23 protein-coding genes are annotated in these 25,093 nt (G+C 65.6%); 13 read left to right on the top strand and 10 right to left on the bottom strand.

Going from position 1 to position 25,093, the window contains the following annotated elements:
- Window positions 1–193: 193 nt before the first annotated feature.
- The 5 genes from OU994_RS29090 to OU994_RS29070 all read right to left on the bottom strand — a co-directional run bounded on the left by OU994_RS29090 (window position 194) and on the right by OU994_RS29070 (window position 5,076).
- Window positions 194–943 (bottom strand): LytTR family DNA-binding domain-containing protein, encoded by a 750-nt coding sequence (locus tag OU994_RS29090; RefSeq protein ID WP_281608725.1) that lies wholly within the window; start codon window positions 941–943, stop codon window positions 194–196.
- Window positions 943–2,286, bottom strand: coding sequence for a sensor histidine kinase (locus OU994_RS29085; RefSeq protein ID WP_281608724.1), 1,344 nt, complete (start codon window positions 2,284–2,286; stop codon window positions 943–945). The genes OU994_RS29090 and OU994_RS29085 overlap by 1 nt, the downstream gene beginning before the upstream one ends.
- A gap of 155 nt (window positions 2,287–2,441) precedes the next feature.
- Window positions 2,442–3,611 carry a VWA domain-containing protein gene (locus tag OU994_RS29080; RefSeq protein WP_281608723.1) on the bottom strand — a complete coding sequence of 390 codons (1,170 nt, stop codon included), beginning with the start codon at window positions 3,609–3,611 and terminating at the stop codon, window positions 2,442–2,444.
- Window positions 3,605–4,216 carry a GNAT family N-acetyltransferase gene (locus tag OU994_RS29075; protein ID WP_281608722.1) on the bottom strand — a complete coding sequence of 204 codons (612 nt, stop codon included), beginning with the start codon at window positions 4,214–4,216 and terminating at the stop codon, window positions 3,605–3,607. Before OU994_RS29075 ends, OU994_RS29080 begins: the two co-directional genes overlap by 7 nt.
- On the bottom strand, window positions 4,213–5,076 hold the full coding sequence (locus OU994_RS29070) for a MoxR family ATPase (protein WP_281608721.1): 864 nt from the start codon (window positions 5,074–5,076) through the stop codon (window positions 4,213–4,215). The genes OU994_RS29075 and OU994_RS29070 overlap by 4 nt, the downstream gene beginning before the upstream one ends.
- Window positions 5,077–5,293: 217 nt before the next feature.
- Here OU994_RS29070 and OU994_RS29065 point away from each other — a divergent pair, with 217 nt between their 5' ends.
- Window positions 5,294–5,623 carry a cytochrome c gene (locus OU994_RS29065; RefSeq protein WP_131143904.1) on the top strand — a complete coding sequence of 110 codons (330 nt, stop codon included), beginning with the start codon at window positions 5,294–5,296 and terminating at the stop codon, window positions 5,621–5,623.
- Between the two features lie 8 nt (window positions 5,624–5,631).
- A complete protein-coding gene (locus tag OU994_RS29060) occupies window positions 5,632–5,976 on the top strand; it encodes a cytochrome c (protein WP_131143905.1) in 345 nt (114 codons plus the stop codon).
- Between the two features lie 189 nt (window positions 5,977–6,165).
- Here OU994_RS29060 and OU994_RS29055 read toward each other — a convergent pair whose 3' ends face one another.
- Entirely contained in the window at window positions 6,166–6,597 is a 432-nt protein-coding gene (locus tag OU994_RS29055) for a DUF1841 family protein (RefSeq protein ID WP_281608720.1), read from the bottom strand.
- Window positions 6,598–6,798: 201 nt separating this feature from the next.
- A complete protein-coding gene (locus OU994_RS29050) occupies window positions 6,799–7,428 on the bottom strand; it encodes an RNA pyrophosphohydrolase (RefSeq protein WP_131143907.1) in 630 nt (209 codons plus the stop codon).
- Window positions 7,429–7,691: 263 nt separating this feature from the next.
- Between OU994_RS29050 and OU994_RS29045 the strand changes: the two genes are divergently transcribed.
- The gene (locus OU994_RS29045; protein WP_281608719.1) at window positions 7,692–9,428 is read left to right on the top strand and encodes a proline--tRNA ligase; all 1,737 of its coding nucleotides are present in this window, start codon (window positions 7,692–7,694) and stop codon (window positions 9,426–9,428) included.
- Window positions 9,428–10,063, top strand: coding sequence for a lytic transglycosylase domain-containing protein (locus OU994_RS29040; RefSeq protein ID WP_281608718.1), 636 nt, complete (start codon window positions 9,428–9,430; stop codon window positions 10,061–10,063). Before OU994_RS29045 ends, OU994_RS29040 begins: the two co-directional genes overlap by 1 nt.
- A 77-nt stretch (window positions 10,064–10,140) precedes the next feature.
- Here the strand turns inward: OU994_RS29040 and OU994_RS29035 are convergent, their stop codons facing one another.
- The 3 genes from OU994_RS29035 to ffh all read right to left on the bottom strand — a co-directional run bounded on the left by OU994_RS29035 (window position 10,141) and on the right by ffh (window position 15,167).
- Window positions 10,141–12,819 carry a Calx-beta domain-containing protein gene (locus OU994_RS29035; RefSeq protein WP_281608717.1) on the bottom strand — a complete coding sequence of 893 codons (2,679 nt, stop codon included), beginning with the start codon at window positions 12,817–12,819 and terminating at the stop codon, window positions 10,141–10,143.
- 264 nt (window positions 12,820–13,083) lie between these two features.
- On the bottom strand, window positions 13,084–13,467 hold the full coding sequence (locus OU994_RS29030; RefSeq protein WP_130187556.1) for an SWIB/MDM2 domain-containing protein: 384 nt from the start codon (window positions 13,465–13,467) through the stop codon (window positions 13,084–13,086).
- A gap of 332 nt (window positions 13,468–13,799) precedes the next feature.
- Window positions 13,800–15,167, bottom strand: a complete 1,368-nt coding sequence (gene ffh, locus OU994_RS29025; RefSeq protein WP_131143911.1) for a signal recognition particle protein — start codon at window positions 15,165–15,167, stop codon at window positions 13,800–13,802.
- 217 nt (window positions 15,168–15,384) lie between these two features.
- On the opposite strand from ffh, the gene OU994_RS29020 reads away from it, so the two are divergent.
- From OU994_RS29020 to OU994_RS28980, 9 genes are all read left to right on the top strand, one after another.
- Window positions 15,385–16,434, top strand: a complete 1,050-nt coding sequence (locus OU994_RS29020) for a YjgN family protein (protein WP_281608716.1) — start codon at window positions 15,385–15,387, stop codon at window positions 16,432–16,434.
- Between the two features lie 3 nt (window positions 16,435–16,437).
- The gene (locus tag OU994_RS29015) at window positions 16,438–17,469 is read left to right on the top strand and encodes a M48 family metallopeptidase (RefSeq protein WP_281608715.1); all 1,032 of its coding nucleotides are present in this window, start codon (window positions 16,438–16,440) and stop codon (window positions 17,467–17,469) included.
- Between the two features lie 83 nt (window positions 17,470–17,552).
- Window positions 17,553–18,518: an ABC transporter substrate-binding protein gene (locus tag OU994_RS29010; RefSeq protein WP_281611747.1), complete on the top strand. Its 966-nt coding sequence runs from the start codon at window positions 17,553–17,555 to the stop codon at window positions 18,516–18,518.
- Window positions 18,519–18,527: 9 nt separating this feature from the next.
- Window positions 18,528–19,349, top strand: a complete 822-nt coding sequence (locus OU994_RS29005) for an ABC transporter permease (RefSeq protein WP_131143915.1) — start codon at window positions 18,528–18,530, stop codon at window positions 19,347–19,349.
- A 1-nt stretch (window position 19,350) separates the two neighbouring features.
- Window positions 19,351–20,163: an ABC transporter ATP-binding protein gene (locus OU994_RS29000; protein WP_281608714.1), complete on the top strand. Its 813-nt coding sequence runs from the start codon at window positions 19,351–19,353 to the stop codon at window positions 20,161–20,163.
- 202 nt (window positions 20,164–20,365) lie between these two features.
- Window positions 20,366–21,169 carry an inner membrane protein YpjD gene (locus OU994_RS28995; protein ID WP_131143917.1) on the top strand — a complete coding sequence of 268 codons (804 nt, stop codon included), beginning with the start codon at window positions 20,366–20,368 and terminating at the stop codon, window positions 21,167–21,169.
- Window positions 21,166–21,438, top strand: a complete 273-nt coding sequence (locus OU994_RS28990) for a PP0621 family protein (protein WP_131143918.1) — start codon at window positions 21,166–21,168, stop codon at window positions 21,436–21,438. Before OU994_RS28995 ends, OU994_RS28990 begins: the two co-directional genes overlap by 4 nt.
- 53 nt (window positions 21,439–21,491) lie before the next feature.
- Window positions 21,492–23,210 carry a PAS domain-containing sensor histidine kinase gene (locus tag OU994_RS28985; protein ID WP_281608713.1) on the top strand — a complete coding sequence of 573 codons (1,719 nt, stop codon included), beginning with the start codon at window positions 21,492–21,494 and terminating at the stop codon, window positions 23,208–23,210.
- On the top strand, window positions 23,207–24,664 hold the full coding sequence (locus OU994_RS28980) for a sigma-54 dependent transcriptional regulator (RefSeq protein ID WP_281608712.1): 1,458 nt from the start codon (window positions 23,207–23,209) through the stop codon (window positions 24,662–24,664). The genes OU994_RS28985 and OU994_RS28980 overlap by 4 nt, the downstream gene beginning before the upstream one ends.
- The last annotated feature ends 429 nt before the right edge of the window (window positions 24,665–25,093 follow it).

The following is a 25,093-nucleotide window of genomic DNA, read 5'->3' as shown; positions in this document are numbered from 1 at the left end:
TTTTCTCCTCCTGGTTGATAACAATGTGTCGTGCCGATCGAACAGGCGTGCGCGATCGGCGGCCTAGTCCACAGGCCATCCAGCTGCTTCATTCAGACTAATTTTGATGACCGGATAACCGTCGGCTGCGAGCTCGCGGGCAGCAAACTGGACATCGCTGCGCCGGGTGGCGGCCCGGCATTACCCGGCCCGGCTACATCTGGCGGAACTGCCGGGTAAAGGCTTCGCTGACGGCCAGGCGCTCGGCCCGGCCCTTCAGGATCACCTCCAGGCCGGCGCCGCGCCCCTCGGGATCATTGCGTTCGATCCGGTCGACTGCCTGGAGGTTGACGATGGCGCTGCGGTGGATCTGCGCGAACTGCTGCGGGTCCAGCTGCTCGAGCAGGGTCTTCAGCGGCAGCCGGATCAGCGCATCGCCTTTCTCCGTCACCACCCGGGTGTACTTCTCGTCCGACTGGAAGTACAGCACTTCGCTCACCATCACCAGCCGCACCGTATTGCCGCTCGATGCCTTGATCCACTTGAGGTACACCGGCGCGGTATCCCGTTCGAACAGCTTTTCCCACACGGCCGGCGGCGGATTTGCGACCGCGCGCGACTTCAGGCGGCGGATCGTCCGCAGCAGGCGCGTGGTGGTCAATGGCTTGACCAGGTAGTCGGATGCGCCGGCATCGAAGGCGGCCAGCGCATGTTCCGCGTAGGCCGTGACGAACACCACCTGGCAGGATTCGGGAATGTGGCGCGCCACTTCCAGGCCGTTCAGGCCGGGCATCTGGATGTCCAGGAACACGATGTCCGGTTTCAAGGCGTCGATGCGCGCCACCGCGTCGATGCCGTTCTCGGCGTGGCCGGCGATCCGCAGTTCGGGCCACAGGCCGCGCAGCTGGTCCGCCAGTTCCGCCCGCAGCAGCGGTTCGTCTTCGACGATCAGGGCGGTCGGCATCAGGCGTCCTTTCCTGCCACGGGCACCGCCAGCACGGCCTTCACACCCCGTGCTTCGCCTTGTCCGCCGCCGGGCTCCACGGACAGGCTGGCCGCGCGCCCGTACAGCAGCGCCAGGCGTTCGGCGATGTTCGCCAGGCCCGTGCCTTGGCCGGCCTGTTCGGTGAGGCCGACGCCGTCATCGACCACGGACACGCACAGCAGCTCGCCATCCCCCTTGTGCTCGCGCTGCGCGCCGACGGTGATCAGGCCCGGCCGGCTGGCCCGCTCCAGGCCGTGCTTGACGGCGTTTTCCACCAGCGAGATCAGCATCGCCGGCGGAAACGGCAGGCTGCGCAAGTCGTCGTCCACGGCGACGTCGAAGCGCAGCCGTTCGCCCATGCGGATACGCATCACCGCCAGGTAGTCGCTGGCCAGGTCCATTTCACGGCCCAGCGTCGAGGATACCGAGCGCATGTCCGGCAGTGCGTTCTGCAGGTAGCCGACCAGGTGGTCGAGCATTTCCTGGGCGGCCTGCTGGTCGGTGCGGATCAGGTACTTCAGGTTGGCCAGGGTATTGAACAGGAAGTGCGGCTCGACCTGGGCCTGCAGGGCCGACAGGCGCGCCTGCAGCGAGGTGCGTTCCAGCTCGCGTTCGCGCCGCGCCGCTTCCAGCACGGCCGCGTGGCGTTCGAGGTGCTGGCGCAGGTGGGCGCACACCGTCTCGGCGGCCTTCAGCGACTGGCCCTGCTGGATCGCGAACCAGGCCAGGCCCGGGCGGCTGCGCAGCTCGATGCGGCAGCTGGGACCCAGCTCGGTCGAGACCCTCACCTCGACATGGCGTCCCAGTACCGGCGGACGCCAGCGGCCCAGCACGATCCGGCCCTTGAACGGGTCATGGGAGAACGCCGGCGGCCCGGCGTAGCCCAGCGCGGTGCCGAGCGCCAGTCCCGACAGGGTTTCGGTGCACAGGTCGAAGGTGGTGTAGGGATTGAACGGGGCATCGATGCGGCGCGTCACCGTGGATGCGATCCACTCGGCGGACAGCGCCGTGCCCTGGTCGCCCAGCCGGGAAAGAAAGCCGCGGGCGATCCCGCTGGACAACAGTGCGAGCCAGGCCATGATCGCCAGCACGACACCGCCGACGATGTACGGATCCAGCTTGCGGACTCCCGCTTCGCCCGGCGCAGGCGTGCCGATATCCATCCCGAGAGGCAGCAGCGCGATCGCCAGCGACACGAACAGCAGCGAACCGGCGTTGAAGCGCAGCGCCGACTGCAGCAGGTAGCGGCGCACCAGGCGGCGCTCGTGCGTAATCTTCGGCACGGGCGGCGCGTTGAATGGCGGGTAAGCGGGAGAGCTCATCGGAATCCTCGTGTTGGACTTGCCCCGCCATTCTAGCGGCGGGCGAGAGGATGATTTCGCCCATGCGACGAATGCCCGTGAATCGGGGAGGAACTCGGCGCCGGCGGGATGAATGCCGCTAACCGGATCGCCGCCGGCGCCTGGCGGCCGATACCCTACTTGCTCAGCACCCGCATCGCCCGCTCCAGCCCGTCCAGGGTGACCGGGAACATGCGCCCGTTCATCAGCTGGCCGATGATCGCGATCGATTGCCGGTACTGCCAGTACTGTTCCGGCTCCGGGTTCAGCCAGGCGAACTTCGGGAAGGCGTGCGTGAAACGGGCCAGCCATTCGGCACCGGCTTCCTCGTTGTTGTATTCGACCGAGCCGCCGGCCTGCAGGATCTCGTAGGGGCTCATGGTGGCGTCGCCGACGAAGATCAGCTTGGTGTCGGGCGGGTACTTGCGCAGCACGTCCCAGGTGGGGAAGCGCTCGGCATTGCGGCGCCGGTTGTTCTTCCACAGGTAGTCGTAGACGCAGTTGTGGAAGTAGAAGAACTCCATGTTCTTGAACTCCGACTTCGCGGCGGAAAACAGTTCCTCGGTGCGCTCGATGTGGTCGTCCATCGTGCCGCCCACGTCGAACAGCATCAGCACCTTCACGTTGTTGCGGCGTTCCGGCTGCATGCGGATATCGAGCCAGCCGGCATTGTTGGCGGTGGCGCGGATGGTCTGGTCCAGCGCCAGTTCCTGCTGGGCGCCATCGCGCGCGAAGCGGCGCAGCCGGCGCAGGGCCACCTTGATGTTGCGGGTGCCCAGCTCCTTGTCGGCGTCGTAGTCCTTGTAGGTGCGCTGGTCCCACACCTTGACGGCCGTGCGACCGCCGCCCTTGCCGCCGATGCGAACCCCTTCCGGGTTGGTGCCCCCGTTGCCGAACGGCGAGGTGCCGCCGGTGCCGATCCACTTGCCGCCGCCTTCGTGGCGTTCCTTCTGCTCCTTCAGCAGTTCGGCCAGCCGGTCCATCAGCTTGTCGTAGCCGAATTTTTCCAGCGAGGCCTTCTGCTCGTCGGTCAGTTCGCGCTTCATGCGCTGCAGCAGCCAGTCCAGCGGGATCGATGCCTTGCCGTCGAACGCACCGTCGATACCCTTGAAATACTGGGCGAAGGCGCGGTCGAAGCGGTCGTAGTGGGCTTCGTCCTTCACCAGCGCCAGGCGCGCGAGGTAGTAGAAATCGTCGAACGATTGCGTGACGACGCCGCGCTCCATCGCTTCCAGCAAGGTGAGGAATTCCTTGATGGTGACGGGGATTTTCGCGTCCTTCAGCGTGAAGAAGAAGTCGATCAGCATGGGCGTGGAGGTTGCGGACGTTGCGGACGTTGCAATAGATAGTCGACGTGCGCGCGGATTTCCGGCCATTCGCCGCGCACGATACTGTACATGACCGTGTCGCGCACGGTGCCGTCGCGCCGGATCCCATGGTGGCGCAGCACGCCGTCCTTCTTTGCGCCGAGCCGTTCGATGGCGGCCTGCGAGGCATGGTTGAAGTTGTCGGTGCGCAGGCCCACCACGGCGCAGCCCAGCGTGTCGAAGGCATGCGCCAGCAGCATGCGCTTGCAGCTGGTGTTGACGTGGCTGCGCTGGCGGCTTTTCGCATACCACGTGTAGCCGATCTCGAGCCGGTCGATGGCGGGTACGATGTCGTGGTAGCTGGTGGTACCCAGGATTTCGCCGGTGGCGGCATCGAGCACGGCGAAGGCCAGCCGGGCAGGGCGCATCTCGAGCGCGGTGGCGATGTAGGCCGCCACGTTGTCCGGCTCCGGCACGGAGGTGATGCGCAGCTTCCACAGCTCGCCGTCGCGGGCGGCCGCGCGCAAGCCGTCGGCGTGGCGTTGCTCGAGCGGCTCCAGGCGCACGCCATTGAACTCCAGCGTGACGGGGCGGACGTCGATCACCGGTTGGTCCTCGCCATGAACACCAGGCGCTCGAACAGGTGCACGTCCTGCTCGTTCTTCAGCAGCGCGCCGTGCAGCGGCGGCACGATCGCCTTGCTGTCGTTGCTGCGCAGCGCCTCGGGCGGGATATCCTCGGCCAGCAGCAGTTTCAGCCAGTCGAGGAATTCGGAGGTGGACGGCTTCTTCTTCAGGCCGGAGACATCGCGCACTTCATAGAACGTCCGCAGCGCCTGCGCCAGCAATTCCTGCTTCAGGTGCGGGAAGTGCACCTTGACGATGGCTTCCATCGTATCCTTGTCCGGGAAGGCGATGTAGTGGAAGAAGCAGCGGCGCAGGAAGGCATCCGGCAATTCCTTTTCGTTGTTCGATGTGATGATGACCAGCGGGCGGTGCTTCGCCACCACCATCTCCCGCGTCTCGTACACGTAGAATTCCATCCGGTCCAGTTCGCGCAGCAGGTCGTTGGGAAATTCGATGTCGGCCTTGTCGATCTCGTCGATCAGCAGCACCACCGGTTCCGGCGCGGTGAAGGCCTGCCACAGCACGCCCTTGACGATGTAGTTGTGGATGTCGCGCACCCGTTCGTCGCCCAGCTGGGAATCGCGCAGGCGCGAAACGGCGTCGTATTCGTACAGCCCCTGCTGCGCCTTGGTGGTCGACTTGACGTGCCATTGCAACAGTGGGCGGTCCAGCGCGGCGGCGACTTCCTCGGCCAGCATGGTCTTGCCGGTGCCCGGCTCGCCTTTCACGAGCAGCGGGCGCTGCAGCGTGAGGGCCGCGTTCACGGCAAGTTTCAGGTCGGCGGTGGCAACATACTGGGCGGAGCCGTCGAATCGTGGGGTCTGGTGGGAGACGGTCATGGAAAAGCTTTCCGTAGCGGACGAAAAAAGCCAGTATACGGTAGTTCCGAGCATGCCAGAACGTACTGGAATCGTGGTGGACGACCGGAAACAGCTGCGCTAGAATCGGCCGCTGGTAGCACGAAAAGCAAGTATTTATGCAAGCAGCAAGGGGACACGGAGACCGCGACGAGAATGAGTCCCCTCCAATTACTCTTTTGGATTCGACTAGCCACCCATGAATAGACTCATAGCAGTATGCCTGCTTGCCGGCGCCACGCAGGCAACCCAGGTCGCCGTCGCCGCGGACGTCGTCGGCAACCCGGCCGCCGCGCCAGCCAAGATCGAAATGTGCATCGGCTGCCACGCCATCCCGGGCTACAAGGCCACGTTCCCCGAAGTGTTCCAGGTGCCGAAGATCGGCGGCCAGAATGCCAGGTACATCGAAGCGGCGCTCAAGGCTTACCAGAAAGGTGACCGCAAGCACCCGTCGATGAAGGGCATCGCCGTCAGCCTGTCCGACCAGGACATCGCCGACATCGCCGCCTATTACGCCAAGCAGAAATGAGGACCACGATGAAGAAAACCCTGCTCGCCGTGGCCTGCTGCATCGCCTCCGCCGCGGTCTCCGCCGCCGGCGGCAACATCAACAACGGCAAGGCCCTGGCCGACAAGTACGCCTGCGCCACCTGCCATGGCAAGGATTACAACTCGCCGATCGATCCGAGCTATCCGAAGCTGGCCGGCCAGCACAAGGATTACCTGGCCCATGCGCTGGTCGCCTACAAGCGCGGCGACGGCCCGAACGGCCGCAACAACCCGATCATGGGCGGGCTGGTGAAGCCCCTGTCGAACAAGGATATCGAAGACCTGGCGGCGTATTTCCACAGCCTGCCGGGCTCGATGGTCATCAAGCGCTGAACGAGAATCAGCAAACTCAGGGGCAGACCCTGATGCCTTTTAGATAATGCCACCCCAGTGCAAAATCCGGGGTCAGACCCGCCGGGTCTGACCCCAGCCTTTCGCGGTTGGGGTGAACGCATGCGCTTTCAATGTGCCGGATGACGCTTAGCGAGTGGCATCAGGACGACCCCATTTTCCAGGCAACTTTCACTGCTGCACGCGGCGCTTCACGGCGTCGATGTACGCATCCCCGTCCGGCGGCAGCCCGCTGCGCTGCGACTTCCAGATCATCTCCCCCAGGCATTCCATGATTTCATGCTGCGCCTCGTGCGTGGAATCGCGCTTTTTCGACAACGCTTCGTAGGCGGCGCGGATGCCGCGCGGAGAATCGATCGAGACCTGCTCGGAAATCGACAGGTGCATCGCCAGGTGCAGGAAGGGATTGGCTTCGCCGCCTTCCACCGAGTAATCGCGGGCCAGTGCCGCATCCACGTCGGCCAGCGCCGTATCGTACTCGGGATGCAGCCGCACCCAGTCCAGCGCCATCGCTTCGAGCGGGGTCAGGATTTCATGGGCGCGGTCCTTGCGGAACACTTCGCAGAAGAAACGGCGGACGTCGTGGGAGGAGGGGGTGAACATGGCTGGCGGAAGGCGTGCATTGTGCGGGGAGGCGCACATTGTACAAAGAAACGCTTGCCGGTGCCGGGCGGTGGAAAGCAGCCGATACCTGCCGATGAAGAAACACGCGCTGGTGGCGGGCGACGAAAAACGGTGTCGGACACCCTGCCGGAGGCAGGATGTCCGACACCAGTGCATCCGGCGGCGCCGGATCGGCGAACGTCAGCGCTTGCCGGACGTCGCCAGCGCCGCGCCGTCGCAACCGACCAACTCCTGTGGCGGCGCCGCCACCGTCTGCTGCTGGGGCCGCTGGCCCTGCTGGCCGCGGCCATGCGGCTGGCGCAGGTAGCGCGACGAATGGCGGCGTTCGCCGTGCGCGGGCCAGGTGAGGAACCTGGATAATTCCTGCAGCGCGCGCTGGTACACCTCGCGCTTGAACTCGATGACCACGTCCAGCGGCACCCAGTATTCGTGCCAGCGCCAGGCGTCGAATTCAGGGTGGTCGGTCAGGCGCAGGTTCACTTCATTGTCGCGCGCGCACATGCGCAGCAAGAACCAGATCTGCTTCTGGCCACGGTAATGGCCGCGGATCTCGCGCTTGATGAAATGGTCCGGTACCTCGTAACGCAGCCAGTCGCGCGTGCGGCCCACGATTTTCACGTGTTCCGGGCGCAAGCCGATTTCTTCCTGCAACTCCCGATACATTGCCTGCTCGGGTGTTTCGCCGTACTTGATTCCTCCTTGCGGAAATTGCCATGAGTGCTCGCGCACCCGCTTGCCCCACCACACCTCGTTATGCGAGTTGAGCAGGATGATGCCGACGTTGGGGCGGAACCCTTCCCGATCGAGCATAGTGCACCTCAAACTTTCTGCGTGCCGACGCAGCCCCCACCTATCTTCTTACATTTTTGCCCATGATTCCGCGTGCCGGCAGCGCCCCCCGGGTAGGGAAGCAGCCGGCGCGACCGCGGTTGAAGGCCGCGGCCTGGCGCGCCGTTGAACGCGCGGTTGGCCACGCAGTTGCGCAGATTGTATAAATGATGGATGCATCAGCCAGCTAATCCTTTAAAATTAGGTTGATTATAACCCTCTCTTTTTGAAAAGAATTCACAGATATGCGTGCGTCACGGTTTTTTATTTCCACACTCAAAGAGGCGCCTTCCGACGCCGAAATCGTCAGCCACAAACTGATGATGCGGGCCGGCATGATCAAGCGGCTGGGCTCGGGCATCTACACGTACATGCCGATGGGCCTGAAGGTGATCCGCAAGGTCGAGGCGATCGTGCGCGAGGAGATGAACCGCGCCGGCGCCATCGAGCTGCTGATGCCGCTGGTCCAGCCGGCCGAGCTGTGGCAGGAAACCGGCCGCTGGGACAAGATGGGGCCGGAACTGATGCGCGTAAAGGACCGGCATGGCCGCGAGTTCGCGATCCAGCCCACGTCCGAGGAAGTGATCACCGACGTGGTGCGCAGCGAGATCAAGTCGTACCGCCAGCTGCCGTTGAATTTTTACCACATCCAGACCAAGTTCCGCGACGAGCGCCGTCCCCGCTTCGGCCTGATGCGCGGCCGTGAATTCACGATGAAGGATGCGTACTCGTTCGACCGCGACCTGGAAGGCATGCAAAAGTCCTATCAGGTCATGTTCGATGCGTACACGAAGATCTTCACGCGCTTCGGCCTGAAGTTCCGTGCCGTGGCGGCCGACAACGGCGCCATCGGCGGTACCGGTTCCCATGAATTCCACGTGATCGCCAGCACCGGCGAAGATGCGCTGGTGTATTGCCCCACCTCCGACTACGCGGCCAATATGGAAGCGGCCGAGGCGGTAGCGTCGGGCACGCGCGCCGCGCCTTCCGCCGAGCTGGTGAAGACGGCCACGCCGAAGGCGGCCAAGTGCGAGGACGTGGCGAAACTGCTGGGCATCGACCTGTCGAAGACGGTGAAGACGATCGCGCTGACGGTGGAAACCGAGACCGACGGCAAACTGGATAAACAGTATTTCATGCTGCTGCTGCGCGGCGACCATGAGCTCAACGAGATCAAGGCGGCGAAAGTGCCGGGCCTGCAGGGTGCCTACCGCTTCTCCACCGAAGCGGAAATCGCCGAAGTGTACGGCTGCAAGCCGGGTTACCTGGGCCCGATCGGCACCAAGGCCCCGGTCACGGTGGTAGCCGACCGGACCGTGGCCAACATGGCCGACTTCGTCACCGGTGCGAACGAGGAAGATTTCCACTTCACGGGCGCCAACTGGGGCCGCGACGTGGCCGAGCCGCACGTCACCGCCGACCTGCGCAACGTGGTCGAGGGCGATCCCTCGCCGGATGGCAAGGGCACGCTGGCGATCGAGCGCGGCATCGAAGTAGGCCACGTGTTCCAGCTGGGTACTGCGTACTCGGCGGCGATGAACGCCACCTTCCTCGATGAAAACGGCAAGCCGGCACCGCTGCAGATGGGTTGCTACGGCATCGGCGTGACGCGCATCCTGGGCGCGGCGATCGAGCAGAACTTCGACGACAAGGGCATCATCTGGCCGACCTCGATCGCGCCGTTCGAGCTGGTGCTGTGCCCGATGGGTTACGACCGCAGCGAACTGGTGAAGGAAGAGACCGAGAAGCTGTACGCGGCGGCCCTGGCGGCCGGCATCGACGTGATCGTCGACGACCGCGGCCTGCGCCCGGGCGCCATGTTCGCCGACTGGGAACTGATCGGCGTGCCGCACCGCGTGGTGATCGGCGACCGTGGCCTGAAGGATGGCAACCTGGAATACCAGGGCCGCCGCGATACCGAGGCCACCAGCGTGCCGGTGGCGGACATCGTGGCCTTCATCAAGGCCCGAGTGCAGCAATAATGAAGGTGGGCCGGGAAAGGCGCCGCTGGTGGGCGCGCCCCTTGCGCTGGTGGCACACGGTGGCCTTCGCCACCGGCGTGCTGTGCGCGCCTTTCGGCTTTGCCGGCAACCAGAAAGAGGAATCGCTGGCCGACTCGGTGCGGCTGGCGCTGTCCAACGCGATCCTCGATGCCCGTCCACCCAAGCCCGCGTTCACCAATCCGGCCGACCAGGCGCGCTACGAGGCCTGGCTGGCCGACATGTCAGGGCGCCTGGCGCGCAAGCTGCCCGACGAGATGCATCGCCGCGAATTCCTGGAAACCGTGTGGTACGAGGCGCGCCGCGCCGGCCTCGAGCCTTCGCTCGTGCTGGGGCTGATCCAGGTGGAGTCGGCGTACCGCAAGTACGCCGTGTCGATCGTGGGCGCGCGCGGCTACATGCAGGTGATGCCGTTCTGGACCAACGTGATCGGCGACCGCGACCGCCGCAAGCTGTTCAACATGCAGACCAACCTGCGCTATGGCTGCGCGATCCTGCGCATGTACATCGACATGGAACGGGGCGACCTGTTCCTGGCGCTGGGGCGCTACAACGGCAGCCGCGGCAAGCCGGCCTACCCGAACGCGGTGCTCAAAGCCTGGAATAACTGGCGCTGAGCCGGTACCGCCGGCGGTTCCTGTCATGCGGAAACCGCCGGCGTTTCTTCTGTTGCTCTTCCTGTCATGCCGGCTTGTCAGCCGAATACCTGGAACTCGATGCCGTCCTGCGCCGAGGCCACCAGGGAAGCGCGGTGCTCGGCCGACTCGCTGAATTCCACCAGCACGCTGGCGCGCGACACGCCTTTTTGCAGCGCACCCAGCCAGAATGCCTCGCCGCCGACATCCGGCGCGCGGTGCAGCACGTTGGCGTACAGCGCCGTGACGAAGGCGGCATCGCCCAGGTTCGCGCCATAGTGTTGGGCGAACTCGGCGGAACCCACGAACTGGGCCGCCACATCCGCCAGCGTGGCGCCGTTGTCCAGGCCCGCGATCCAGAAGCCCAGCCCTTCCTGGTCCGGCAGGCGGTCGAACGCCGCCTGGTACAGCCGGTACGCCTGGCCGGCATGGCCGTCGAGGTCGAGCGCCACCGCGCCGTTCTGGAATTCGATGCGCTCCACGTCCACCAGCGTGATCGTGGTGCCTGTCGCCGCATTGCGCAGGTGCCAGCCACCTTCGAAGCTGGCCAGGTCGAACTGTTCGCGCACGCCGCCCACCAGCACGGTGTCGAGCCCCGTGCCGCCATCGAAGCGGTCATCGCGATGCAGCGGCAGCGTGAAGCGGTCGTTGCCGGGAGTGCCGCTCAGTGGCAGCGTGTCGACCACGGTCACCGCGGCGCTTGCGCCGGAACCGAGCGTGACCTTCAGTGTCGCATCCGGATTGGCCGACAGGTCGTCCAGCAGGTGCACGCGCAGCAGGGCCTTGCCATCCGCGCCCAGCGTGACCGTGCCCTCCAGGCCCCCGGCCACGCGGTCCGCATCGATGCCGCTGATCGTGTAGGTCAGCTCCGGCCCGCCCTTCATCGCGCTGCCGGTCACGTCGAACTCCGCCCAGCCATTCTCGCTGGCCACGGCAGCACGGGCGGCGATCGTGTAGCTTTGCGCCGTGCCGCCGCTGTCGCGGATGAAGGCGCTTCCCGAGTTGTCGCGGATCGATGCGTCGATGCTGCCGTCGGGCAGTTCGATGACCAGCTGGAAGGTTTCCGTCGCCCCCTCCGCCGCGTGGTCCTGCACCAGTGGCACCGTGACGCGCTGTACCACGTCACCCGCGCCGAATGTCACCACGCCCCTGGCGGCGACATAATCGCTGCCGGCGCGCGCGGTGCCGTCCGCGGTATGCCAGGAGAACGTCAGCGGCGACGTGGCCGGGCGGTCCAGTACCACGCTGAACGTGGCCGTGCCATGGGCTTCATCGACGGTGACGTCGCGCACGGACGCGGCCGGAATCCTGCTGATGGAAGGGTCGCCTTCGGTGACGGTGAAGCTGGCCAGCGTCGCACCCGCCGCGGTCGACAGGTTGTGCGGGGTGGCGAGCGCCAGCTCGTAAGCCTTGTCCGCCACGAAGGGCGAGCCCTCGCCGACCGGCACGCGCACCGTCTGCAGCGTGGTGCCCGGTTCGAATTCGACGCTGCCGACGAAGCGGACCGTCGCCTTCGTCTGCGCATCCAGCAATACCAGTCCGGCGCTCACGCGTTCCGGCGCGGCTGCCGACAGGGTCAGCGTGAACTCGGCATAGCCTTCGTTGCCGCCCACCGTCACGCTGCCGGCGGTCAGCGCCGGCGTGCTGGCCGCCGGCAGGTCGCTGCGGCCGATCCACGCTTCGCCGGGCGTCGTGCTGACCACCACGAACCCGGCGCCGGGCCCGGTGGGATTGGTGGCAAGGTGCAGCTGGAACATCTCGGCCTGTTCGGCCAGCGCATCGTCGCGCAGCGCAACGGTCACGTACTTGACCTGCTCGCCCGCGGCGAAATGCACGGTGCCCCACCCGGCCTGGTAGTCGCCGCCGAGCGGATCGGCAACGGCGCTGCCATCCCCGGTGGCATAGCGCACCGAGACGGGCGCGTCCACCGGCTTGTCGAGCGTGACCGCGAAAGTCACCAGCCCCGCCGTTTCATCGACCGATACCGTGCCCACGGAAAGCAGCGACTTGACGATGCCGTTTGCCATCATGTCGTTGTCGAGCACCGTCCCGGTGGCACCGGAACGTTCGGCGCGGGCGCCCGACACGGCGGAAGTCTCGAGCACGATGTTGCGGGCATCGCGGACGCCGGTATCGTCCGCGATGGGCAGGCGGATCACATGCTGGGTCGCGCCGGCGGGAATCGTTACCCTGGACTCGGCGACCAACTGGCCGGGATTGTCCGCCGCATAAGCCTTGTAGCTGAAGCTGACCGCGCCGGCGCTCGGCGCACTCAGCGTTGCCACGAACTCCAGGTAGCCCTTGCCTTCGTCGGTCACCACGTCCGCGATGCGCAGGTAGGGCGACAGGGTAGCGGCCTCCTGGCCGCCCAGCAGGGCCTGGCCGACCGCGTCGCCGACCGTCACCGTGCGGGCGCCCGGGCCATGCAACGCGCCGAGCCGCAGGCCGAACCATTCGGCGCCCTGCGCGTCCGCGGCGGCCAGCGGGATTGACACGACCTGCGTGGTTTGCCCGGCGGCGAAATGCAGCGTGCCGGCCTTGGCCATGTAATCGCCGCGCACGCCGGCATACGCGCTGCCGTTGATGGTGTCGTAGTCGACACTGAATGGCTGGGTGATGGCCCGGTCCAGCGTGATGGTGAACGTAGCGAAATGGGTGGAGCGGTCGACCTGGATATCGCCAACCGACAGCGTGGGCGGCTGGGCAACGTCGATGGGGGCGGAAACTTGGCTGGACACGGCATCTCCTTTGTCTTGTGGGGATGCCATCATCGATAAAAATAAGCTTTTTGGCAACTTATTAAATGCAAGTTGTCATCAGCCGGAGCAAAGAAGCGGCCTGGAAAGCGGCGCTGAAGGCGAACAGCGCCAAACGCAACGACAAAGCCTGCTTAGTGACAAGGCCTGCTCAGCGACGATGCCTGTTTAAAGCGAACAGCGCCAAAAAAAATGCCCCGGTGTTTTCACGCCGGGGCGATTACAACCGGGCTGGCCGGTACATGGTCAGCTCAGGTGATCGGAAATCAGCTTCGTCATTTCAAACATGGAAACCTGGGCCTTGCCGCCGAAGACAGCTTTCAGCTTGTCGTCCGCGTTGATCATGCGGCGGTTGGCAGCGTCCTGCAGGTTGTGCTTCTTGATGTATTCCCAGACTTTCTTCGTGACTTCCGTGCGTGGCAGCGGGGAGGCGCCAACTACCGGAGACAGCTGTGCGGACGGAGTCATCTCTTTCATGAATGCTGCATTGGGCTTGCGTGCTGCGGGTTCTGCCTTTTTCGCTGCCGGCTTGGCTGCAGCTTTCGCTGGAGCGGCGGCCTTCTTTGCCGGAGCCGCTTTGGTCGCGGCTTTCTTGGCAGGTGCTGCCGTGGATTTCTTGGCTGTTGCCATATTCGAGCCTCCTTAACAAACACAGGGAAATTTGCGCACTACAATCGCACGGCTAATATTGGTGGGCTTTTTACAAGGATGCAAGCGTTTTTCGTCTTATTTGTGGGAAACGGCACGTAAAGAAAGGTTAATAATGGCAAAAACCGCCGCTGGGCTTGCGCACAGGGCGGTTAGAAGGAAGAAACGCCCGTGGTATCAGGCTTTGCGGGCGCGGAACACAGTCGCCGGGACTGTGCTGCAACGTGGTCAGGGCAAGGCGCGGCGACGCAGACAGTACTCAGGTACGGCAAGTCGCCGCGCCGCCGCCATGGCCGCGTTTCAGCGCAGGCCGATTAGCGCATGCCCGGCATCATGCCCTTCATGGAGCGCATCATCTTCATCAGGCCGCCGCCCTGCAGTTTTTTCATCATCGTCTGCATCTGCTCGAACTGGTTCAGCATGCGATTGACTTCCTGCACCTGCACGCCGGCGCCGGCTGCGATGCGGCGCTTGCGGGCCGCCTTGATCAGGTCGGGCTTGGCGCGTTCGGCCGGCGTCATCGAATCGATGATGCCGACCATGCGGCGCACCTGCTTTTCCGCCTGGTCCATGTTGGCGTTGCCGGCCGCCTGCTGGAACTGCGCCGGCAGCTTGTCGACCAGGCCGGCCATGCCGCCCATCTTCTTCATTTGGCCCAGCTGCGCCTTGAAGTCGTTCATATCGAACTTGCCGCCCGCCTTGACCTTCGCGGCCAGGTCCGCCGCCGCTTTCGCATCGACGCCCTTGCGCGCTTCTTCCACCAGCGCGAGGATGTCGCCCATGCCGAGGATACGGTTGGCCATCCGCGCCGGATCGAACGCTTCCAGGCCGTCGAGTTTTTCGGACACGCCGGCGAACTTGATCGGCTTGCCGGTGATATGGCGCACGGACAGCGCCGCGCCGCCGCGTGAATCGCCATCGAGCTTGGTCAGCACGATGCCGGTCAGCGGCAGCGCGTCGTTGAAGGCCTTGGCCGTGTTGATCGCATCCTGGCCCAGCATGGCGTCGACCACGAACAGCGTCTCGACCGGCTTCACCGCGCCGTGCACGGCGGCGATTTCCTTCATCATCTCTTCGTCGATGCCCAGGCGGCCGGCGGTGTCGATGATCAGCACGTCGTGGTAATGCTTCTTCGCCCAGTCCAGCGCGGAGAGGGCGATGTCCACCGGCTTGTCCTGCGCGGTGGACGGGAAGAAGTCGGCGCCGGCCTGGCCGGTCACGGACTGCAGCTGCGCGATCGCCGCGGGGCGGTACACGTCGGCCGAGACGGTCAGCACTTTTTTCTTCTTCTGCTCGCGCAGGTACTTGGCCAGCTTGCCGACGGTGGTGGTTTTACCCACACCCTGCAGGCCGGCCATCAGGATGATCGCCGGCGGCTGCTGCGCGAAGCTCAGTTGCGCCGCTTCGGGGCCGAGGTCGGCGCCCATCAGCGCACCCAGCTCGCGCTGCACCACGCCCACCAGCGCCTGGCCCGGCGACAGCGAACCCACCACTTCCTCGCCCAGCGCTTTTTCCTTCACCTTGCCGATGAATTCGCGCACCGCGGGCAGCGCCACGTCGGCCTCGAGCAGGGCAAGGCGTACTTCGCGCAGCATCTCGGCGGTGTTGGCTTCGGTCAGGCGGGCCTCGCCGCGCATGGTCTTGACGACCTTGGCGAGGCGTTGAGTCAGATTGTCTAGCATGTCGGGTGATCAGTAAGAGAGGCGGGCAGCTGCCCGGAAACCGTGCCATTTTACATGAGTGCGGAGGGCGCGGGTCCGGCGCGGGGAAGCCGGCGATGCTCTCCAATTGTCACAGCCGTGCACACTCCATGAGAACATTTGTCATTTCTGATTGACAACTATTCAAGGCGCCTGCATCGTGCTCGTTCACTTCAATCTCACCATCATGGGGAGCATCATGAGCAGCATACATAGCGGCGGTGCAGCGGTACGGCAGGTAGACCCGGAAAGCCGGGAAGAGGGCTTTGCCTTCACCGCCTCGGGCAGCGAGTATTTCCGGATCTGGATCGTCAACCTGTTCCTGTCGGTCGTCACGCTGGGCATCTATACGGCCTGGGCCAAGGTGCGGCGCAACCAGTATTTTTACGCCAACACGCGGCTGGCCGGCGGCGGCTTCGAGTACCATGCCAAGCCGCTCGCGATCCTGAAGGGGCGCGCCATCGCCGGCCTGCTGATTGGCGGCTACAGCCTGGCGTTCAAGCTGTCGCCGGTGGCCGGTTTCGCCATGGTGGCGTTGATGTGGGCGGTGATGCCATGGCTGCTGTGGAAAAGCCTGCAGTTCGCGCTGTATAACAGCAGCTACCGCGGCATCCGCTTCGGCTTCGGCGGCACGGCGAAAGAAGCCTACCTGTATTTCCTGGTGCTGCCACTGCTCGGCGTGCTCACCCTGGGCCTGCTGTATCCGTTCGCGCACCAGCGGGTCAAGCGCTTCCAGCACACCAGCAGCCGCTTCGGCAATGCGCCGTTCTCGTTCGACGCGGCAGTGGGCAGTTTCTACAAGGCCTACCTGGGGCTGTTCGCTGTCTGCGTGGCGGCGGTCGCCGTGGTCGCGATCGTGCTGACGACATCTTTCAAGGCCGACTGGATCGCCATGGTCGTATTCGGTCCGCTGGTCCTTTACCCCTTCATCCTGTGCGCTGGCTGGGTATTCATGACGGTGCTGCAGAACCTGGTCTGGAACCATACGCAACTGGGCGACCATGCCTTCCGCTCCACGATGCGGGTCACGCGCATTGCCGGCATCTACATCACCAACCTGCTGGCGATCATCTTCACGCTGGGCCTGTTCATACCGTTCGCCACCGTGCGCGCCATGAAGTACCGCCTGGAATGCACCTCGCTGATCGTCAATGGCAACCTGGACGACTTCGTGGCCGGCCAGCAGGCGCAGGTCAGCGCCATCGGCGACGGCGCGGCCGACCTGGCCGACTTCGACCTGGCGCTGTAAGGCATGGAGACGGGCCTGGCCGGCAGCTATTTCGATGGCACCACGTCGCGCGCGCACCGTGTCACGCTGGCCGTGCGCGACGGCGCCGTGCACCTGGAGGGCGACGTCGAACGCAGCACGCCGCTGAGGGAGATGCGCGTGGCCGAGCGGATCGCCCATGCACCGCGCAAGCTGACGTTCCCCGACGAAGCCACCTTCGAGGCGGACGACCAGGCGGCGCTCGACACGCTGCTGCACGCCACCGGCCACCGCGACAGCATGGTGGTGCGTGCACAGCAAAGCTGGCGCGGCACGCTGGTGGCGCTGTGCGTCACGAGCTGCGTGCTGGTGCTGGGCTACCTGTTCGTGCTGCCGGCCGGCGCCGACCTGCTGGCGCACAACCTGCCCGTAGCGGTCGAGCGCCAGATGGGCAAGGGCACGCTGGCGCTGCTGGACCGGCACGTGTTCTCGCCGAGCCGGCTGCCCGCGGTGCGGCGCGGCGAACTGGCGGCGCGCTTCGCGCAGCTGGTGCCGCCGGGCACGACCGACGGACTGGCCGGCGGGCCGGCGCCTGCGTGGCAACTGGTGTTCCGCAAGAGCCGCATCGGCCCGAACGCGTTTGCGCTGCCCTCCGGCCACATCGTGATGACCGACGAGATGGTGGAATTGCTCGGTGACGATGGCGCCGTGATGGCCACGCTGGCGCACGAACTGGGCCACCTGCATGGCCGCCACCTGACACGGCGGCTGATCCAGGGTTCCATCGTTGCCGCAGCCAGCCTGCTGATCTCCGGCGACGCCAGCTCGCTGGTGGCCGGCCTGCCGGCGCTGGCGCTGGACCTGCATTATTCACGCGATGCGGAACGCGAGGCCGACGATTACGCCGTCGCGCTGCTGGAGAGGAACGGCTTGCCGCTGGCGCACATGGAGAAAGTGTTTTCAGCGCTGCAGGGCCTGCAGGAGGAAGGCATCCAGGTGCCAGCCTACCTGTCCAGCCATCCCGATACGGCCGAACGGCTGGCGCGCGTGCGCCAGCATGGTCGCTACAAGCAATGAATTCCTCGCGTTCGAACGGCAGGGCTTGCTATGATGGCCCCGCTGTTCAAACAATCGGGGAGACGCGGATGAAGCTGAAGTCGATGGTGGCAATGGTGGTAACGGCGGGCATGGCGCTCGGCGCGGTCCAGGGTGCGCAGGCGCAGGACGTGGTCAGGCTGGGCAACCTGAAGTTCGCCCACTACGGGGCGGTTTCCTATATCAAGGAAATCGCGCCGAAGTGCGGCATCAAGGTCGAGGAGCACGTGTTCGCCAAGGGGCTGGACGTGATGCAGGCAATCATTGCCGGTGAACTCGACGTGGGCGCCACGGCGTCCGAGGCGGCCATCTCCGGCCGCGCCGGCGGGGCGCCGATCTACGTGGTGGCCGGCTTCGCCAAGGGCGGCGCGCGGCTGGTCGGCCGCACCGACCTGGCCATGAAGTCGATCAGGGACCTGAAAGGCAAGCGCGTGGGCGTCACGCGCGGCGGCATCCAGGAAGTGCTGCTGCTGGCCGAGCTGCAGCAGGCCGGGCTCACCGCTTCCGACCAGCCGGGCAAGGACGTGCGCCTGGTGTTCCTGGCCTACGCCGACCTGAACCAGGCGCTGCTGGGCAAGAACATCGACGCGATGATGCAATCCGAACCCCAGTCCTCGCAAGCCATCAACAAGGGCTTCGGCAACGAGATCATGAAGCCGTACAACACGCCGATCGGCGAGCCAGTGCGCACCATGGTGATGACGGAAAAATTCTACAAGGAGCGCCGGCCGGTGGCCGAGAAATTCATGCGCTGCTTCGTCGAAGCGACCAGGACCTTCATCGACAACAAGGCCGTGGCCGAAAAATATGTGCGCGAAGTGGTGTTCAAGGGGCAGATCACCAAGGACGATTTCGAGGACGCGATCGGCAATTCACCCTATGTGCACGACATTTCGGTGGAACACATCCAGACCACGACCGACGTGATGGTGAAGACCGGCGTCGGCCGCATGAGCCGGCCGCCGGTGGCAAAGGACTGGGTCAAGACCGACCTGCTGGAGGGGGCCCGCAAGAGCCTCGGCATCAAGTAAGGGGGCGGCATGGCGCGCATCGACTGGCGGGAAGCCGGCATCGGCATGGTGGTGCCGGTGGTCCTGATCGCCGCATGGCAGCTGTTTTCCAGCATGGGGTGGGTCAATCCCCAGGTGCTGCCGTCGCCCTGGGCGGTGGTGACGAAGTGGGTCGAGTACCTGCTGCCGCTGCAGCCGCACGACCCGGCCACGCAATCGTGGCTGGCGTGGGCCTTTTCCGGGGAGCTGATCCACGATTCGCTGGGCTCTCTATATAGAGTGGCGGTCGGTTTCCTGATCGGTGCCGGGCTGGCGCTGCCGATCGGCCTGTCGATGGGCGCCAGCCCGCGCGTGTATGCCTGGCTCAATCCCCTGGTGCAGCTGCTGCGGCCGATTCCGCCGATCGCCTATATTCCGCTGTCGATCCTGTGGTTCGGCCTGGGCAACCCGCCGGCCGTGTTCCTCATCGCGCTGGGCGCGTTCTTCCCGGTGCTGATGAACACGATCGCCGGGGTGCGCCAGGTCGACGGCATCTATATCCGCGCGGCGCGCAACCTGGGCGCCTCGGGCAGCACGCTGTTCCTGCGCGTGATGCTGCCGGCGGCCGTGCCGTATATCCTGTCGGGCGTGCGCATCGGCATCGGCACGGCGTTCATCGTCGTCATCGTGGCCGAGATGATCGCCGTCAGCAACGGGCTGGGGTTCCGCATTACCGAGGCACGCGAGTACTTCTGGTCCGACAAGATCATTGCCGGCATGCTGACCATCGGCGTGATCGGGCTGGCCATCGACGTGGGCGTGAACCGCCTTAACAACCACCTGCTGCGCTGGCACCGCGGCCTGGAGAACTGACATGGACCTGGAAAAGAACGATGCGCACATCGTCGTATCGGGCGTGAGCAAGGTGTTCGCCACCGGTGGCGGGCGCGAAGTCGTGGCTTTGCAGGATATCGAGCTGGCCATCCCGCGCGGCCAGTTCGTCTGCCTGCTGGGCCCTTCCGGCTGCGGCAAGTCGACCTTGCTGAACGCGGTGGCCGGCTTCGCGCTGCCTTCCACCGGCACCATCACGGCCGACGGCCAGCCGGTCACCGCGCCCGGCCCCGAGCGGGGCATGGTGTTCCAGGAATATGCGCTGTTCCCGTGGATGACGGTCGAGGACAACATCGCCTTCGGCCTGGAAATCAAGGGCCAGCCGAAAGCGGCGATCCGCGCCACCGTCGACAAGCTGCTGGCGATGCTGTCGCTGGCGGACTTCCGGCAGCGCTATCCGAAGGACCTTTCCGGCGGGATGCGCCAGCGCGTGGCGATCGCCCGCGTGCTGGCCCTCGATTCGCCGATCATGCTGATGGACGAACCGTTCGGCGCGCTCGACGCGCTCACCCGCCGCAACCTGCAGGACGAGCTGCTGCGCATCTGGTCCGAACTGAAGAAGACGATCATCTTCGTCACCCATTCGATCGAGGAAGCGATCTACCTGGCCGACCGCATCGTGGTGATGACCTACCGGCCCGGCACGATCAAGCGCGACATCCTGGTCGACCTGCCGCGCCTGCGCGACCCCGCCGGCGCCGATTTCAATGGCTTGAAGCGCGAGCTGGGGCAGCTGGTGATGGAAGAGCAGCAGCGGCATCACCACGACGAGCTGCGGCTGGCGGCGGTGGATTAGCGTTGGCCCTGGTGTCGGACATTTTTTCTGGATGGTGTTTCCAGAAAAATTGTCCGACACCGGTTTTCGCATGATCGGCGCGATCGGCAGGCTCCAGGAAAACCGGTGTCTTACCATTTTCCCTTGGAAAATGGTGTCAGACACCGGACTTCGGCGCTTTTGCCCACCGGTCGGCATGGCCGCGTTAGTGTAAACTGCGCGGATGCAGACCATTCTCTTGATCGCAGCCGCGCTGCTGTACATCGTGTGCGCCCTGTTGCCTGCCGCGAAGGCCAGGCCGATTGCCGCCGGCACGGCGCTGGCCTGGCTGGTGCATGGCGCGGGCCTGTGGATGGATGTGGTGGTGCCTGGCTCGCTGCGCCTCGGCTTCGCGGCGATGCTGTCGTCCGCCCTGTGGATCTCGGTGGGCGCCTACTGGATCGAGAACCGCAATTTCTCGCTGGATGGCTTGCGCCGCATGGTGATGCCGTGCGCCGCCATCGCCTGCGCGCTGCAGGCCCTGTTCCCCGGCGCGCTGATAGCGCTGGCAGGGCGCTCGCCGATGTTCGGCTGGCATATCGCGATCGCCACGCTGGCCTACAGCACGCTGACGATCGCCGCCTTCCATGCCGTGCTGATGGCCTTGCAGGAATCGCGGCTGCACACCCGCAGCGAACAAGTCACGTTCCTGTCCGCCGCGCTGGACCAGTTGCCGGCGCTGCTGACGATGGAAAAGCTGCTGTTCCGCCTGATCGGCTTCGGCTTCGCGCTGCTCAGCCTCACTGTCCTGTCCGGTATCGTCTTTTCCGAGCAGCTGTTCGGCCAGGCGCTGAAATGGGACCATAAATCCGTGTTCACGCTGCTGTCGTGGGTACTGTTCGCGGCGCTGCTGGCCGGCCGGCACTTTCGCGGCTGGCGCGGCAAGACGGCGCTGTCGTTCACGCTGGCGGGATTCGCCACGCTGCTGCTGGCCTACGTCGGCAGCCGTTTTGTTCTGGAAGTAGTGCTACACCGAGGTTTCGCATGACACGTATCCTGTTCTGGCTGGCGCTTGCGCTGCTGGTGTATTTCGCCATCCGTTCCAAGCTGAAGGCGTCGCAGCGGCGGCAGCAGCAGCAGTGGGAGCAGCAACAGCGCGAGCAGCAGCGCCAGGCGAATGCTTCGACTTCGCGGCAGGTGACACCGCCCGAAGCCATGCTGTGCTGCGCCCATTGCGGCGTGCATTTCCCGGCATCGGAGAACGTGCCCGCCAACGGGCGCGATTACTGCAGCCCCGCGCACGCGCCGCTGAAATGAACCGGCGGTCCGCGCAACGGCCGGAACACAGGTGATCGACAGGTGATCGACAGGTGATCGACAGGGGATTCAGTGCGGGGGCGCAGGCGGCCGGCGCGTTGCCGGCGCTGTCCCCGGCGGCCCGCGACACGTTCTGGCGCTCGCTGCAAACGCTCAACGCCACGCGCGTCGTCATTGCGCTGGTGCTGCTCGCCTACCTGAGCTTCGACAGCCGCGGCCTGCCATCGACCGGCGGCTTCCTGTACGCGCAAACCTGCGCGTTCTACCTGTTCCTGGCGGTCCTGTTCGCGCTCACGGCGGCCTGGTGGCGCCGCCGGTTCATGCTCCAGCTGCTGTCCCAGGTCACCTGCGACCTGGTCGTCATCTCGCTGTTGTATACAGCGGGTGGCGGCGTGCGCAGCGGCCTGGGCATTCTGTACCTGTTCCCGCTGGCCGGGTGCGCGATCCTTGCGCCGCTGGTGCTGGCCCTGTTCTGGGCCTCGCTGGCGTCGCTGTTCATGCTGGCCGACAGTATCTGGCGGGCGCTGGAAGGCGATGGCGACAAGGCCGTGCTGCAGGCCGGCCTGTATGGCGCGGCCTTCTTTGCCGCCGTGCTGGTGGTGAACCGCATGGCGGCGCGGCTGATCAACCAGGAAGAGCTGGCGGTACAGCGCGGCATCGAGATCGGCGTGCAGCAGGCCGTCAACCGGCTGGTGATGTCGCAGGCGGGCGATGGCATCGTGGTGGTCGGGCCGAATGGCGAACTGTTGGCCGGCAACCCGGCGGCGCGCCAGATGCTCGGCCTGTCCGGCGCGCTGGGGCTGCGGCTGGGCGCGATGCCCTCGCTGCATCCGGTCGCGCAAGCCTACGAGGACTGGCGCGCCGACCCGGCCCGCCATACCGTCTACGTGACCGTCAAGCCGTACACCGATCCCGCACTGCAGGACCCGACCACGGCGTGGAGCGTGCGGGCCGACCTGGCAGCGCACCTGAAAGTGCGTTTCGCGGCCGCCGACACGATGGCACTGGGCACCGAGCGCAACGTGATCTTCCTGCAGGATGTGACGGCCATCGAAAACCAGGCGCAGCAGCTGAAGCTGGCGTCGATGGGCCGGCTCACCGCCAGCATCGCGCATGAGGTGCGCAACCCGCTGTCCGCGATCGGCCATGCCAACTCGCTGCTGGCCGAGGACTTGGATACGCCGGTGCATGCCCGGCTGCTGAAGATCATCGGCGACAACGTGGCGCGCGTGAACCGGATGGTGGAAGACATCCTGCAACTGTCGCGCAAGGCGCACGTGCACGACGAGCCGCTGGCGCTGGCCGCGCTGGTCGCCGAGCTGAAGGCCGAATTCGACGAAACACACCGGCTCGATCCGCAGGTGCTCGACGTGGCCCGGGTGCGCGACGTGACGGTGCGCTTCGATCCGCTGCACCTGCGCGAAGTGCTCCTCAACCTGCTCGGCAATGCGATCCGCTATGCCAGCCGGCAGCCGTCGTCGATCCGGCTGTTCGTGGTGCAGGTGCCGGGCCGCCCGACGGAACTGCACGTGCAGGACGACGGCCCCGGCATCTCCCCTGAGGTGCGGGCCCACCTGTTCGAACCGTTCTACACTACCTCGTCGAAGGGCACGGGGCTGGGGCTGTACCTGGCGCGCGAGCTGTGCCTGAACAACGAGGCGATGCTGGACTACGAATACCGCCTCGATGCCGGGCCGGTGGCCGCGCCGCTGTCTTCCGGCCGGTTCGTCATCACGTTCGCGCACCCGTCAAGAGAAGAAGAGCCGACATGAGTACCTCCCCCCGCGTACTGGTGGTCGATGACGAAGACGACCTGCGCGACCTGCTGGAAATCACGCTGCTCAAGATGGGCCTGGACGTGGATGGCGCGGCCGACCTGCGCAGCGCGCGCGCCCAGCTGGGCGCCCACGAGTACGACCTGGTGCTGACGGACATGCGCCTGCCCGATGGCCTGGGCCTGGACCTGGTGCGCGAGATCGCCGCCAGCGGCCGCAACCTGCCGGTGGCCGTGGTGACCGCGTTCGGCAGCGCGGAAAACGCCGTGGTGGCGCTGAAGGCGGGCGCCTTCGATTACGTGACGAAGCCGCTGCAGCTCGACCAGCTGCGCATGATGGTGCAGTCGGCACTGAAGCTGAATGTGCCTTCCGGGCCGGCGGTGCCGAGCACGGTGGACAGCCGCCTGAAGGGGCAGTCGGCGGCGATGCAGGCCCTGCGCGCGCAGATCGCCCGGCTGGCGCGCTCGATGGCGCCGATCGCCATCACGGGAGAATCGGGGTCCGGCAAGGAACTGGCCGCCCGCGAAATCCATGCGCAGGGCGCGCGCGCCGACAAGCCGTTCATCGCCGTGAACTGCGGCGCGATTCCCGAGGCGCTGATGGAGGCGGAATTCTTCGGCTACCGCAAGGGCGCGTTCACGGGCGCAGCGGACGAGCGCGACGGCTTCTTCCAGGCCGCCAACGGCGGCACGCTGATGCTCGACGAGGTGGCGGACCTGCCGCTGCCGATGCAGGTCAAGCTGCTGCGCGCGATCCAGGAGCGGCGCGTGCGCAAGATCGGCGCCACCGCCGAGGAACCGGTGGATGTGCGCATCGTCAGCGCCACGCACCAGGACCTGGCGCGCTGCGTGGAGCAGGGCAAGTTCCGCCAGGACCTGTTCTACCGGCTGAACGTGATCGAGCTGTCGCTGCCGCCGCTGCGCGAGCGGCTCGACGACCTGCCGGTGCTGACCGACGCGATCCTGGCCCGGCTGAGCGCGCCGGGCGGCCCGCCGGCCACCCTGGGGCCGGGCGTGCTCGATGCGCTGCGCGGCTACAGCTTTCCCGGCAACGTGCGCGAACTGGAAAACATCCTGGAACGGGCGCTGGCGTTTTCCAACGATGGCGTGATCGGCGTGGCCGACCTGGCGCTGAAGGGGGCCAGGCTGGCCGAACCCCAGGCGGCGACTCCGGCGCCCGCGCCGGCCGCTTCGGTTCCGGTCGAGGCCCCGGTACCGCTGGTGTCCCCCGCACCGGCACCGGCCGGCGAACGGATGCCGCCATTGCCCGACCTTTCCGTGCTGCCGTCGAACCTGCCCGCGTACCTCGAGCGGGTGGAGCGCGAGATCATCGTGCGCGCCCTCGACCAGACCCAGTACAACCGCACCCAGGCCGCGCAACTGCTCGGGATCAGCTTCCGGCAGTTGCGCTACCAGATGCAGAAACTGGGCATCCAGGAGCCCGAGGGGTAAACCAGACGTACCTGGAAGCCTGGTGCCGGACACCGGTGTTTGCCTGCCGGGCCGGGACCGGGGGCCGGCATTTTTCCCGGCGAATGCATGCGGGGAAATGTCCGGCACTCGTTGCTTCGAAGCTGGCGGGCACCGCTGGCGGTATCATAAAGCAACCCGGGGAGGCGTCGTGGCGACCATTGCTGAAAGCTTGGGCAAGCTTGCATGGCTAGCACATTTGCGCGGTTAGCGCTTGCTTACCAAAGAACGCCTGTTCTTATCGAAGGCTTCAAAAGTCAATAGAATTATTAGGCATTCTGGCAAAAATATCCGGTCGTAACGCTTGTCGCGCGCATCCTCGCTCACTACAATTAGTGTCATAGATTGTGTGGTGCACTAAATCTAGTGCTCAGGTGGATAACCTGGTGGGTAACTTGGCGATTTCGGTTG

It is taken from the genome of Pseudoduganella sp. SL102, assembly GCF_027856995.1.
Taxonomy (GTDB): domain Bacteria; phylum Pseudomonadota; class Gammaproteobacteria; order Burkholderiales; family Burkholderiaceae_D; genus Rugamonas; species Rugamonas albidiflava.
The sequence above is the reverse complement of the archived record's forward strand: the minus strand, read 5'-3'. Positions and strand labels throughout refer to the sequence as shown.